At 38.2% G+C, this 14,117-nt stretch carries 9 protein-coding genes, 1 tRNA gene and 1 pseudogene; 6 read left to right on the forward strand and 5 right to left on the reverse strand.

All coding sequences use genetic code 11. The annotated features are described in order from the left end of the window. The first annotated feature begins 443 nt into the window (after positions 1 to 443). The 6 genes and pseudogenes from MW688_RS00150 (at position 444) to MW688_RS00175 (ending at position 8,718) form a co-directional block, all read left to right on the forward strand. Positions 444 to 1,163: a PEP-CTERM sorting domain-containing protein gene (locus tag MW688_RS00150; protein WP_486733877.1), complete on the forward strand. Its 720-nt coding sequence runs from the start codon at positions 444 to 446 to the stop codon at positions 1,161 to 1,163. 391 nt (positions 1,164 to 1,554) lie between these two features. Continuing rightward, positions 1,555 to 1,935 (forward strand): annotated as a pseudogene (locus MW688_RS00155) (alcohol dehydrogenase catalytic domain-containing protein); the annotation flags it as partial. Between the two features lie 101 nt (positions 1,936 to 2,036). Beyond that, a complete protein-coding gene (gene asnB / locus MW688_RS00160) occupies positions 2,037 to 3,542 on the forward strand; it encodes an asparagine synthase (glutamine-hydrolyzing) (RefSeq protein ID WP_486733878.1) in 1,506 nt (501 codons plus the stop codon). A 10-nt stretch (positions 3,543 to 3,552) separates the two neighbouring features. Beyond that, complete coding sequence (locus MW688_RS00165; RefSeq protein ID WP_486733879.1) at positions 3,553 to 4,326, forward strand: class I SAM-dependent methyltransferase; 774 nt, start codon at positions 3,553 to 3,555, stop codon at positions 4,324 to 4,326. Between the two features lie 173 nt (positions 4,327 to 4,499). Beyond that, complete coding sequence (locus tag MW688_RS00170) at positions 4,500 to 7,337, forward strand: non-ribosomal peptide synthetase (protein WP_486733880.1); 2,838 nt, start codon at positions 4,500 to 4,502, stop codon at positions 7,335 to 7,337. 421 nt (positions 7,338 to 7,758) lie between these two features. Then, on the forward strand, positions 7,759 to 8,718 hold the full coding sequence (locus tag MW688_RS00175) for an AAA family ATPase (RefSeq protein ID WP_486733881.1): 960 nt from the start codon (positions 7,759 to 7,761) through the stop codon (positions 8,716 to 8,718). Here the strand turns inward: MW688_RS00175 and MW688_RS00180 are convergent. The 5 genes from MW688_RS00180 to MW688_RS00200 form a co-directional block, all read right to left on the reverse strand. Then, positions 8,700 to 9,542, reverse strand: a complete 843-nt coding sequence (locus MW688_RS00180; RefSeq protein WP_486733882.1) for a hypothetical protein — start codon at positions 9,540 to 9,542, stop codon at positions 8,700 to 8,702. The genes MW688_RS00175 and MW688_RS00180 overlap by 19 nt on opposite strands. A gap of 189 nt (positions 9,543 to 9,731) precedes the next feature. Next, the gene (locus tag MW688_RS00185; protein WP_486733883.1) at positions 9,732 to 11,102 is read right to left on the reverse strand and encodes a UDP-glucose dehydrogenase family protein; all 1,371 of its coding nucleotides are present in this window, start codon (positions 11,100 to 11,102) and stop codon (positions 9,732 to 9,734) included. A gap of 84 nt (positions 11,103 to 11,186) precedes the next feature. Continuing rightward, on the reverse strand, positions 11,187 to 12,140 hold the full coding sequence (locus MW688_RS00190) for a UDP-glucuronic acid decarboxylase family protein (protein ID WP_486733884.1): 954 nt from the start codon (positions 12,138 to 12,140) through the stop codon (positions 11,187 to 11,189). 108 nt (positions 12,141 to 12,248) lie between these two features. Beyond that, positions 12,249 to 13,859, reverse strand: coding sequence for a TROVE domain-containing protein (locus tag MW688_RS00195; RefSeq protein WP_486733885.1), 1,611 nt, complete (start codon positions 13,857 to 13,859; stop codon positions 12,249 to 12,251). Between the two features lie 39 nt (positions 13,860 to 13,898). Beyond that, positions 13,899 to 14,039: transfer RNA gene (locus MW688_RS00200), tRNA-OTHER, on the reverse strand. Positions 14,040 to 14,117: the final 78 nt, after the last annotated feature.

Consider the following 14,117-nt stretch of genomic DNA (forward strand, 5'->3'; position numbering starts at 1 on the left):
AGAAAACCTGCTCAATATTGCCAGCCTTTACCAGTTAATGGTTTGGGGTCACAAATAACTTATGAAGTGGCGGAGAGCGCCTCCCAATAACTCAAGATTATTGACCAAAAAACAGCCTCTAAGGCGCTCTCCGCTTTCGCTGGCAATTTTGAGTAAGTTTATTGCACCCCGTGCGACCGTGCGACCGTGCTCCCTGCTTCTCCTCACCATTTTCTTTGTCAAGAACAAAACAGCCCTGCGGGAGAGGGGGGCTTTTCATGATAATAACTGTTAACATCTATTTGGTCATTGCTATAAGTTAAACTGTTTTATCAAAAAAGCGATGGTTCGTAGTTGGACTTTAGTCCTAAAAACTTAAGTAATAGTTTAAGTATTATGTTGACTAACAAAAAAAACACATTATGATAAAACGTGTATTTTAGTAAAATTTAATTCACACAATCATGAAAAATAAAGCGTCAATACTACTGGCACTATCTTCTGCTTTTTTATACATACCTTTCTCTATTTCTTCTGTTAAAGCAGAATTATTAAATAGCTATGATTTTAATGGTAATTTTTCTGATACTTTGAGTAATGGACTTGATTTAACTCCTTCAGGAGGAGCTATTAGTAATGGAAGATATAATTTTTCCAATAATGAAGGCTTGAGACTTGAATCTGCTCTACCTAGTACAACTGATTACGGAATAGAATTAAGGCTTTCTGTAGATGATAGTGTTAGTGGTTTCAACAAACTCATTGATTATCAAGATTTAAATTCAGATTTGGGTTTATATGTTTTAGATGGAACAATAGACTTTTTCACTATTGGACCTACCGCGGGAAACGTTTCAGTTGGTAATGATTTTACTGTTGGAATAGAAAGATCCGGACAAGAAATTGAAGTATTTTTGAATGGAACTTCTTTATTTACTGCTTCAGATATCTCAGGTCAGGCAATTCCTGCTCAAAATATTTTAAATTTCTTTGAAGATGATTTTGCAACTGGACAAAATGAATCGTTTGCTGGCTCTGTTGATTTTATCCGAATTCATAATGATTCATCAACATTTGAAAGAGAACCTGCCACTATTCCAGAACCTACAACTATGTTAGGTAGTTTATTTGGTTTAAGCTACGGTATAATCATCAAGAGAAAATTGAAAGACAGTAAAAAATAAAAAATTTTAGCTCAAAGCACCAGTACAAAAATACTGGTGCTTTAACCTAAAAACAGCGAATAGAAAATGTACCTCACTCCCTTGGTAATTCCTATATTAAGCTAAACCTGCTTGTTGAAAAACTTGTTGAACACTTATTTCTAATTCTGGCAATAGTATATCTATTAATTATATAAACTAGGAGAATATTTATTAGAGTTGATGGAAAACTTCTATAAAAAATACTATCATCAAAAAATAGAACCAAAGGGTGATACTCTCCCCGAAAGATTACCACAATTACTAGATAGGGCTATTTCATAACCGGATTTGGTATGAGGCGATCGCCCCTGCCATGCTACAATAAACTTAGTGGTCCTTAGCCCTAGTCAAACCTAAGACTTTTTTCTAGATGAAAGCTATAGTAAAAGACGGTCAAAGCGTCAAAATCAGTAATCTACCCCAACCTAAGATTGAAAACCCCGAAGATGTACTCATTCGTGTTCAATGTGCAGGTTTGTGTAGAACTGATATCTATGTAGCACAGGGACAAATCAAAAGCCAAGACAGAGTAATTTTAGGCCACGAATTCTCAGGGATAATTGAACAAATAGGCAGCCAAGCAAAAGGCTTAAAAGAGGGAGATCGCGTTACCGTAATGCCTATTATTCCTTGTCAAAAATGCCCTAGTTGCCAATCAAGGAGGCAAGATAATTGTCAACACACCACTATGCTAGGTATTGATCGCCATGGGGCCTTTTCAGAGTATATAGTCGTACCTGCCGCAGTAGTTTATCCCATCCCTGCATCCATCTCCTTTCAACAAGCTGCCTATAGTGAACCTGTGGCGGTGAGTTTGCCTTTATTTTATGGGATGACCATCAACAAAGATTATTGGCAGCACGCGATCGCTTCGGCATTAAACCCCTATGTTATACTCAAACTCAAGATGGCTTTTATCTGGCTTCCGAAGCTAAGGCCCTTTTTGCTATGGGTATCCCGGCAGCTTGGGATAACTATGCCTATTTTCATGCTGCTAACCTGCAATATTTGCCTCAAGATCGCACTCTATTTGAGGGTGTCAAACAACTCCAACCAGGTCATGCTTTAATTGCCCAAAATGGTGCCGTAAAAATTTTTAAATATTGGGACCTTAATTACCTACCGGAAGCACAGACAGCAGTTTATACTGAGAGAGAATGGCAAACACGACTAGAATCACAGTTTTTTGAAGCCGTGAGTCTACGTCTCAAAGCTGATGTGCCCGTTTGTTTTCATTTAAGTGGCGGAATAGACTCCAGCGCTGTCTTGGCTGTAGCTTCTAAAATTATTAATCAACCCTGTCAAGCTTTTACGGTTAGTTTTAATCATAACTCCTATGATGAAGCAGCGATCGCCCGTAAAATGGCGGCTCATGTTCATGCTAACTTAGAGATTATTAATGTTAGTCAAGAAGACCTAGTAGAACAAATGCCAGAAGCTGTATATTACAGCGAAGGTTTAGGAATAAATGGACATTTTGCGGCTAAATATATCTTAAACCAAAAAATTCACCAAGCTGGATTTAAAGTGGCATTAACGGGAGAAGGTGCTGATGAAGTCTTTGCTGGTTATCCTCATCTACGTCTGGATTTATTAAAGTTAGGGTCTAATAGTAATAATAGTTTAAATTATTTACAACTTTTTGCTGAAAATCTAGTTTCTCAGGGCGTACAAATTGCTGAGGGTGCGCAGTTATCAACCCAAGCTATAGAGAAATATCTTGGTTTTGTGCCCAGTTTTTTAGCAGCTAAAGCCGCTTTAGGATATAGAGTAAATAGCTTGCTCTCAGATAGCTATAAAGCGGATTTTCAGCAGATAGACTGTTATGGTGAACTAATTAAAACTGTGGATGTAGAGAAGCAGCTATTAGGGAAACATCGAGTCAATCAATCCCTCTATTTATGGACCAAACTAGCCTTAGCTAACTATATCCTTAAAACTTTAGGGGATGGGATGGAAATGTCCCAATCAATTGAGGGGCGTTTACCTTTTTTAGATCATCATTTATTTGAGCTAGTGAGAACTATGCCCGTTGATTTAAAAATTAAAAACTTCCAAGAAAAATATATCTTGAGGGAAACTGTTAAACCTTTAGTTAATCAAGAGATTTATCAGCGCCAAAAGCATCCTTTTATGGCTCCTCCAGTAAGTTGTTACTCCTCTCCAAAGCTTGATAGTTTTATTCAGGATATAATCAGGAGTCAAAGCTTTAAAAATCTTAACTTTTTTGACCAGGATAAAGTTTTAGCACTCCTAGAAAAATTACCTCAGTTAACCATGAAACAACGTCAAGCCATGGAACCAGCTTTAATGATGATCTTAACCACAGCTATTTTAGGCGATCGCCTAAAATTATAGGATTTATACCATGCAACCAGAACCTTGGCACCAACAATTTTATGATGATATCTTTGCCCAACACTGCTTACAAAGAACAGCAGCACAAACCGCAGCTATAGTTACTTTTTTAGAGGAGAAACTGCAATTAAAACCAGGAGATACTGTCTTTGATCAAGGTTGCGGTTTGGGGGATGTTGCTATACCCCTAGCTAGAAAAGGGATAAAAATTATTGGAGTTGACTTGATAGAAAGTTATATTCAAAAAGCGATCGCTCAAGCCAAAAAAGAGCAGCTAGACTGTGAATTTTATTGTGGTAATAGTTATGAATTTAAACCAGATCGGCTTTGTGAAGGGGTAATTAATTGGTGGACTAGTTTTGGTTATAGCACTGATGACCAGGTTAATATACTCATGTTCAAGCGTGCTTATGAAGCTTTAAAACCAGGAGGTTATTTTGCCCTAGACTATAAAAATTCTGAGCAAGTCAAGGGAGAGTTTGCTACTAGTAACAGAATTAAACATCAAGAGAAAAAAAATGGCTATACAACCATCTGGGAGTCTTATTTAGACCCAAATACTAATATGGTTTACAAAACTTGGACTTGTGTGACTCCTGAAGGAAAACGCCATGAAAATCAAGGCGGTGGTGCTAAGCTTTATGACCAAGAGCAAATTTTAGGGATGTTAGAAACTACAGGTTTTACGAAGGTTAGATTTTATGGTAGTATTCAGGGAGAAGTATTTGAGCGCCACACCTCTCCCCGTTGCTTAGCGATCGCTGCTAAACCAGAAAATGTATAGCAACAGACAGGTCTATTAGGACACATAAGTTGTCGTTTTTAGGGAACTCCCTGTTCCCTTGTCTTCACAGTTCAATTTAGATACAAAAGTAGCTTAAGAATAATTGATATTATGGAAAAATAACAACTATAGCGCTACTTGATACTAGAATAGGGAATAGAAAAAATAATTCAATGTTTTGGACTCGTTTTTTAGAAATAGTAGAGCGTTACCCAGAAGGCGTCGCTATTATCGATTTAGGCACAAAAATCACCTATTCTCAATTGCTACAAAAAGCCGTGGCAATTGGGGAAAAACTGCGCCAACAAGATTATCCCCCTGAAACCCTCATTGGTCTATCTCTGGAAAAATCAGCAGACTATATTGCTGCTATTTTAGGGGTATGGTATGCAGGTTGCGCCTTTGTTCCTCTGTTACCTTCTTTTCCCCCTGAACATCAAAATTTTATTCAACAGGATGCTAATATTAAACATATTTTAACAGTCCAAGACTTGCCTTTACCCCTTGAGATTAAACCGAATCCTTACCCCCTTCAAAGTAATTTACTTGCCTATGTCATCTATACTTCTGGTTCCACTGGACAACCAAAAGGAGTGATGGTAGAACATCGAGGAATAGTTAACTTTATTGAGGCCCAGATTGCCGCTTTTCAGACTACCCTAGAGAGTAATTATTTATTTTATCTGTCCATCGCTTTTGATGCTTCTGTTTCGGATATAGGGGTGAGTTTGCTATCAGGGGCAACTTTAGTTATAGAGTCTCCAGTCGTGCTTAAACATGGACCAGAATTAATTAAGATTTTGCATCAACGTCAAATTACCCATTTAGATATTCCCCCCTCTCTCTTGTCAATTTTAACTCCTGAGCAAATGCCCCCTAGCTTACAAACCATTATTATTGGGGGTGAGGTGTGTTCTCCTAATATTGTGCGTAAATGGGCCGAAAAATTTCGGGTGATTAATGTTTATGGTCCTTCAGAAACTACGGTGTGCAGCAGTCTCTGTGTCTGCGATCGCACCTCCTGGGAACAACCCCTAATTGGCGATCCTCTCCCGGGAGTAGAATATAAAATCATTGATAATCAACTCTATATAGGTGGCATTGGTGTTAGTAGAGGCTATCTTAATCTCCCCCAATTAACTGCTGAAAAATTTGTCGAAATAGAGGGTAAGCGCTACTATCGTACCGGCGATCGCGTTCAACAATTAAATCAGGGGGCGATCGCCTTTGTTGGTCGTTTGGATCGCCAGTTTAAGTTACGGGGTCAATTAATCGAACCTGAAGAAATTGAAGCTAAGATTAAGCTACATCCTGCTATTCTTAGATCTGCTGTTTTAAAACGTCCTCTTTATTCTGGTACTTCTGAGGTTTTAATGGCATTTGTGACTGCTAAATATCAGGCTAATCTCATCAGCTTTCTTGATAAGCAATTACCTGCTTGGATGATTCCCACTCAGATTGAATATCTAGAGGAAATGCCCGAAACAGCTACAGGAAAAATCGATTATCAAACTCTAGCTAAATTGCCCCTAACACCGTCTAATATAGCCCAGCAAATTCTCCCCAAAACCGAATTAGAACAAAAAATATGGGATATTTGGGCCAAGGTATTAGGTCATCACAACTTTGGAATTACCGATAATTTTTTTGCAGTGGGGGGAGACTCTCTAGTTGCCATTAAATTGCTCTTAGAAGCCGAATTACATGGTTTAGTCTTTTCTTCCCCTTCAATCCTAGTCGAACATCCTACCATCGCCCAGCAAGCCCAAACTCAGCATACATTTGAGGCTAAATCCTCCCAATGGTTAAAACAGGATGTAGCTTTTCAACCAGATTGGCGTTTACCCTATTTAACACCAAATCCAGTTGACAAAACCTCTCTATCTTTTTACTTATCGGAAACGCTGAAAGCTTGTCTCTCCCCGCTCCGGTCTCCCTGCTCCCTGCTTTTTTCTAAAGGATATTTAATAAACGGATTTAGTATAACTCCACCCTCAAAATTAACCAAAATCTTGTTAACAGGAGCCACTGGATTATTAGGTAGCTATGTGCTTAAACAGTTATTACAGCAAACCGAGGCAGAAATTTACTGTTTAGTGCGCAACCCCTCCAAACTACCTAACAATAATCCCAGAATTAAAGCAATTTTAGGAGACTTAAGTAAACCATTGCTGGGTTTGAGTCCTAAAGATTGGCATATATTAATAGAAACCATAGATAAGGTCTATCATTGCGGCGCTTGGGTAAATATGGTCCATCCCTATGCAACCTTGCGAGGGACTAATGTTAATGGTACCAAAGAAATATTACGTTTCAGTTGTGAGGGTAAAAGCAAACAACTCAATTATGCTTCTAGTCTCTCAGTATTGCTTCCTAGGGGAGAAGATAACCAGATAATCTATGAAAGCGATCATCTCCCGGAAGCAGAACAGATCAAGGGGGGATATACTCAAACTAAATGGGCCTCCGAATATCTGTTAACTCAAATCCCGCCATCAGCTTGTGAGCTTAAAAACTATCGTTTTAGTCTGTTAACAGGTGATACTCAAAGCGGTTACTGCTCTCATCGCAACTTCTTGAGTATGTTTATTAGAGGGGTAAAATCCTTGGGAACAATTCCTCATGACTTTGATCCGAGTCTCTCCCTTAATCTAATCCCCGTGGACTATGCTGCTCATGCCATGGTATCACTATCCCTGACTGGTGAAGCCTCTACTTATCATCTTGCTAATCCTGAAAACCTCTTACTCACTCAATTAATTGCAGCTATACAGCAATACGGGATTAAACTAGAACTAGAAGACCCAGAAGCCTGGAGAAAAAGATGCCATAACCGATGTTTAGATCCTGAGCAATCTCTAGTTTATTTGGCTTTTAATCGTTGTTTGGATTTATTCCCCGCTACAGGAGTGCATTTTGACTTAACTTGGCTTAAAAGAGACTTTCATGAACCATTTCCTCTGTTAGATCAGACCTGGTTTGGTGAATATCTTAATTCCATTTTGGGCTAAAGCTCAACTCATACTAGATCCGTTAATTCATCTGTTGTTTTTTTGGCTTTCTCTTGACTTTTTCCTTTTTTTTATGATATATTTATTAGATAATGGAAATATTAGCGTTTACAAAAAAAGTGTCAATATCTCCATTATCTAAGAATACCATCAAAAGCAACGCCTTGTCAAGGAAAAAGCTAGAAAAATTCCTTTTTTTTTTGGGCAATTATAACAATTGCCATTACTAGTAAAGCAAAGAAATCAGGAGTTAATGGTTATTTGTTCTACTATAGCAGTAGCCATGATTATTAGGAAAAATTGTCGAATTGTTTACCTAATTGACACTTAGCCTTCTTTTGCCTGTTGCCTCAAAGCCTTTTGACTCAAACCCTAAAAAGATAAAATAATTGTTCGTTCCCTACCTGTCTATTGGCCATATATGAAAATTGGTTTACTGTTAGGAAAATTTATGCCTCCTCATCGAGGACACTGTTACTTAGTCAGGTTTGCAGCTAATTTTGTAGATCGCCTAATTATTTTGGTTTGTTCCCTTCCTAGTGAACCTATTCCGGGGGACCTCCGTTTCCAGTGGATGAAGGAAATGTTTCCCCAAGCTACTGTACTGCATCTAACGGAAGATATACCGCAAAAACCCGAAGATGACTCTAATTTCTGGCAAATTTGGCAAGAAACCCTCTTGAGAATTTTACCTCATCGCCCTGATTTTGTCTTTGCAGGAGAAGACTATGGTCAGCCTCTAGGGGAGATTTTGGGGGCAACTTTTATCCCTAGTAACATGGGACGTGAAATTATACCGATTAGTGGGACTGAGATTCGCAATCGTCCCCTGAAAAATTGGGATTATCTCCCGGAAGTTGTGCGACCGTATTTTGTGAAAAAGATTTGTGTTGTCGGTGCAGAATCAACAGGTAAGACAACTTTAGTGAAAAATTTAGCCCAACATTTTCAAACCCTAGGGGTTCCAGAATACGCCTATTCCTATATACTCCACAAAGGTAAAAATCTCAACATCGAGGATTTAGAAGCGATCGCCAAAGGGCAAAAAGCTTCAGAAATAGCTTTAACCCGAGAAGCGAATAAACTGCTGTTTTGTGACACTGATATCCTTACTACTGCGATTTGGTGTCAAATTCTATTTAATCAATGTCCCCAGGGACTGATCCAAGCCTCTCAAAAGAGCCACTATGATTTATATCTAATCATGGACAATGATTTACCCTGGGTTGAAGATATACATCGCTATCACCCCGACACCCGCCAAAAGTTTTTCAATTTATATCAGCAAAAACAGCAAAATAGGCCATTGGTTAAACTGTCGGGAAGTCAGGAAGAAAAATTAGCCTCGGCGATCGCTGCTGTTCAAAAGGTTCTAAGATAGTCTTTAATTATATTACCGTGAGAGCGATTATCCAGATTAGGGGCCCCTCGTTGGTTTTCTAGATCATCCTCATGAACTAAACGCAGGTCTAAACTATAGCGAATTTTGCCTGTATTTTGAGGTAAAGTAGCATGATAATGGGAACCTGAAAACCATAATTGTTCTCCTGCTTGACAAGCAAAATTTAGGGACGACTGGGGTGGTATTTTCCCTTGTGAACTCGGGTAAATTGCAGTTATCCCTGAATCTGGTTTTTGCCAGCCAATTTTCAATTCTGGCCCATCTTTAACCCAGTCATCATAGTTAAAAACTTCTGAGTTATTGGGGACTGATTGCTGAAAATAATCAGGATAAAAAGCAAAAGTTTCCTCTGCTTGCAAATCATCTAGGGGTAACCAATAGACAATTAGAGATTGGGGATGGGCGTACCAAGTATCGCGGTGGGGAAAATAAACTGGTGCCGCGCGATTATTTTTATGACCTCCAGAGCAAATTATTCTGAGTCGAAAGGGGTCAAATAGGACTTTTTTGGGGTCGCATCCCCATTCCCTAACTAGTTCCCGCACATAATTATGGTATCGTTCTTCTAAGTAGATTAGTCGTCTAAGTTTACCCATGCGCTCAAAAAATACTGTTTCTGTTAATAGGGTATCGGCGTGGCGTATATCTTCTACTTTGAGCACATCAGCGATTAATTTCTTTACTTCTGCTATTAAGGCTAAACTGGTTTGACTTGACTGATATAATAAAATATTTCCCTTAAATAGAGATTCTCGAACTTCTAAATTAAACTGGGGAATTTGTTGATAGTAATTAAGTCTCATTTTTTACTCTCAAGGGGTGACAAGGAAGTGGGCGATGAAGAATAAATACATGAAGAATTTAGAATTAATTTTTAGCTTGACTATTGTTAATGATTGCTTAAATTCGCGCATTCGGTCATTCTAAATTCACTCATTCGTGCATTCCTCTCACCTCTTCCTTCATTTCCACAAAAGTTGTCACCCTGTCAGCTATTTACCAACACCTACGTAATTAAAGCCTGCTGCTTTGATTTTCTTTGCATCAAGAAAGTTACGTCCATCTATAATTATTTTATGGTTCATTAGCTGACCCATTTTTTCGTAGTCAAGTTTGAGAAATTCTTGCCAATCGGTAACTAATACTAAAGCATCACAGCCATCGGCGAGCATTTCTAGTTTTGTTTCCATTAATACGCCAGATAAGCCATGACTTAAGCCTGATTGGGAGACGATGGGATCATAAGCTTTAACTTTTGCTCCTAAACGGTTAAGCTCTTCAATTATATTTAAAGATGGGGCATCGCGCATATCATCTGTGTCTGGTTTAAAGGTTAATCCGAGTAAGCCTATGGTTTTGCCCTTGAGAATTTTTAGTTCTTTTTGTAACTTCTCTATTACAATTAGACGTTGACGTCGATTAACGGCTACTGCTGCGTTGAGTAACTCGGTTTGATAACCATAGTCATTGGCTGTATGTATTAAAGCTGAAACATCTTTAGGGAAACAAGACCCTCCCCAGCCTATGCCTGCTTGGAGAAATTTCTGACCAATTCTTGAATCTAAACCGATGCCTTGGGCTACTTGAGTAACGTCTGCACCTACGCGATCGCATATATTCGCTATTTCGTTAATAAAGCTAATTTTCGTAGCTAAGAAGGCGTTAGCTGCGTATTTCACCATTTCTGCTGAATTCAAATCCGTCACTACCACTGGTATATTTAGTTGTGAGGGGTCTTCTGCGTATTTCCGTTCTACTATTGGTTGATATAATTCTTTCATCATAGCGATCGCGCGATCGCTGTTACTACCTAATACAATTCTATCTGGGTTAAATGTATCATATACTGCGGAACCTTCTCGTAGAAATTCTGGATTACTAACTACGTCGAAATCTGCATTTATTTCTTCTATTGCTTTTTCTTTTGATACTTTTTGGCGTTCGCTTATACCGTCTAAAACAATCATTCTCACCCAATCACCGGACCCTATTGGTACAGTAGACTTATTTACAATTACCTTGTATCCTTCACGTAAATGAGATCCTATTCCTTTTGCTACTGCTTCAACATAACGTGTATCACTCTCTCCATTTGGCAAAGAAGGAGTTCCCACTGCTATAAACAGGATTTCTCCGTGTTCTACTCCTGCCTGCAAATCCGTAGTAAATTGTAATTTACCTGATTGAGAACAACTCCGCATTAATTCAGACAATCCTGGTTCATAAATAGGGGATTGTCCTGACTTCATTAGTTTAACTTTTTCTTCATTGTTATCTACACAAATAACAGAGTGTCCAATTTCAGCTAAACAAACACCTGTTACTAATCCTACATAACCAGTTCCGATTACACAAACACGCATATTTTCTTTTCCCTCTCTACATTTTATGACTTTAGAATTGATAATTAATTAATAATACTTTAACCGTAATTATTTAAAACATGATTATTTTGTTTTCACTGTCTCTGTTTGATTTTGTAATCTTTCTCGAAAATCTTGTATGGTTAATTTTAACCCATCTTCTAGTTTTACTTGAGGTTCCCAGTTCAAATAGTGTTTTGCTTTAGTAATATCTGGTTGTCTTCTTCTTGGATCATCTTGAGGCAGAGGTTTAAAACTCAATTCTGCATCAGGATTAATCATACTTTGAATTTTCTCTGCTAATTCTAGAATTGTGTATTCTCCGGGATTTCCTAGATTAACTGGTCCAATGTAGTCATTTTCCATTAGTTTCATTAATCCAGATACTAAATCTGAAGCATAACAAAAACTGCGAGTTTGAGAACCGTCACCATAAACTGTTAGGGGTATTCCTTTTAAGGCTTGAACTACAAAATTACTTACAACTCTCCCATCATTTTCTAACATGCGAGGACCGTAGGTGTTAAAAATGCGGGCTACGCGAATATCAACCTTGTTATCACGATGATAGTCAAAGGCTAGAGTTTCTGCCACTCTTTTTCCTTCGTCGTAACAACTTCTAATTCCGATACAATTAACATTCCCTCTATATTCTTCTGGTTGAGGATGAACTTCAGGGTCTCCATACACTTCTGATGTAGATGCTAGAAGAAATCTGGCTTTTACTCTTTTAGCTAAGCCTAGCATATTAAGAGTTCCCATTACATTAGTTTTAATTGTTTTTACTGGGTTATATTGATAGTGAATTGGTGAAGCTGGACAGGCTAAATGGTATACTTGATCTACTTCTAGACGTATCGGTTCAGTGATATCGTGGCGAATTAAGTCAAAATTATGGTTATCTAACCATTTACTAATATTACGTTTATGTCCAGTATAAAAATTATCCAGACAAATAACCTGATGACCTTGGGACATTAAGCAATCAATTAAGTGGGAACCGATAAAACCAGCACCACCTGTAACTAAAATTCTCATGTTTACTCTAGGAGGATTATTTATTTAAGTTAACATTTAAAGTCAGTTTATACTATTTTAGTTAAATAAAACAGCCAAGAAATTAATTCTTGACTGAAAAGTAATTATTTAAATTTCATCATTAGCCAACATTTGAATTAAGCGAGGGATACCGGGGTCAAATCCGCCTAAATCCCAGGATAGAGGATCTTGTGGATCAACTAAAGTTAATTGATAGGGTGCTAAAGTTACATAAACGGCTTTAACATTGGGGTTGACCTTGCGGCGATATTCCCTTAACGCTTGACTAGGATGTTTATAACCTGCCCAACTTTCGCTGTCAGTCCAAAAACAAACTATGTCAGCTTTGAATTTATTTTTAATCATCCAATCGTAGGCTACAGAAGCATCTGTGCCGCCAAAGTTTTGATTACTGCTTTTCTTTAAGGCTGAACTAAAACTATCGTTGCTGCTAATATTTAAATCGCGAAACTGAGTAGAAAAACCGCGAATAGTATAGTTTTTTTCCGCTTTGGCGGTAACTAATGCCATAGCAGTAGCAATTTCACAACAGGTTAAACCTACGGAATTGACTACACCACAAGACATAGAACCGGAAATATCTACAGCGTGTAAAAATACTTTTCCTGTTGCAGGTTGAGTGTTAAAAGATAGTTCTACTGCTTTTTCTAAGATATCGACAATACGTCTTACTGGTTGCCAAGTTTTGGTACTTCTACCTAATTTACCTCCCGATTGATAGGTTTTAAGAGCTTTCAACACATCTATAGGGTGAATTCGGCCTTTACGTAAGTGTTGAGGATTATTTAGTACAGATTCTACTCTGTCAAGATTTTCAGGTAAATCAGTTCTTAATACGCCAATTTCTGTTAAAGAACCTAGATTACGCAATAAGGCACCTATAGGCATCTGATTAAACAGTAATTGCCAAGCTTGTTTATCCATTTTACCCACAGGCGCTGCCATTTCATGGGTAAGGTTACCTTGGGAGATCGCCCGATGACTTTGGTCTGGGTTGCGTTTTAACCATTCATACCACCAAATCTGTGCTAAGCTTTGATGGGGAATTTCTTCTGGCAGTTGTTCCCAACCTTTTACTACCCACTGGAATAGTTGATTATGTTCTTCAGTGGGTGGTTGAAGATGAAATAGGCGTAAAGCATCACGGTGAGAGAAACCATATCTTTGTTGATATTTCAACAGTTGATAGGCTAGTTTCTTCACATCTGGATTTGATAACCAATTACGTCCAGCTTGTTTAACGATTCGGCCAAAACCTCTAAAGGATTTTGTATAATTTAACCATTCGTAGAAATGACTGGCGGTACGAACTACTTGGGGAAAGATTTCGATAAAAGCTTTTTTGGCTGCTTTTGCTTCTCCCATAGATAGCAACATCAGAGCAAAAATAGGCGCACTATTGTTAATCGCTCTCCCATCACTAGCGTAGACAATTTCTTGAGCTACTCGCTGGGGGTCTAGGGCGATCGCCTTTTCAATTACTTTGATAAAATCATCCGTTAGTTCGCGCTTATCTGCATAGTAGGTACTTTGCGCTGTTCCTACAAGTAAGCAACGCCGTAACATACTCCAAATACCTACATCAAAGGCAAAACCACCAGATCTTCCTTGAATCATTTCCTCTTCCCTACCGGGAATAGGTTGACTTTGGGGAGTATATTGTTTATTTTTGTTGATGAATTGATAGTTTTTAGCCATGATTGCTTTTTTAAACTCTTGAGATGAGCTTAGTTATTATGGTGGTGGGGGTAGGATTTGAACCTACACAACTTTATAGCTACTAGTCCCCTCGATAACCCTTATACTTCGGCCTGAATCAGACTAGGTTTTGCATAAGGATATTTTTACTAGCGCGTCTACCAATTCCGCCACCCCACCAGATTATTAGGGAATTTTCCTCGGTTAAAAATGAGGTTCGTAGTTGGACTTTAGTCCAAAAAATACAGTAGATGCTAC

The organism is Johannesbaptistia floridana (genome assembly GCF_057440575.1).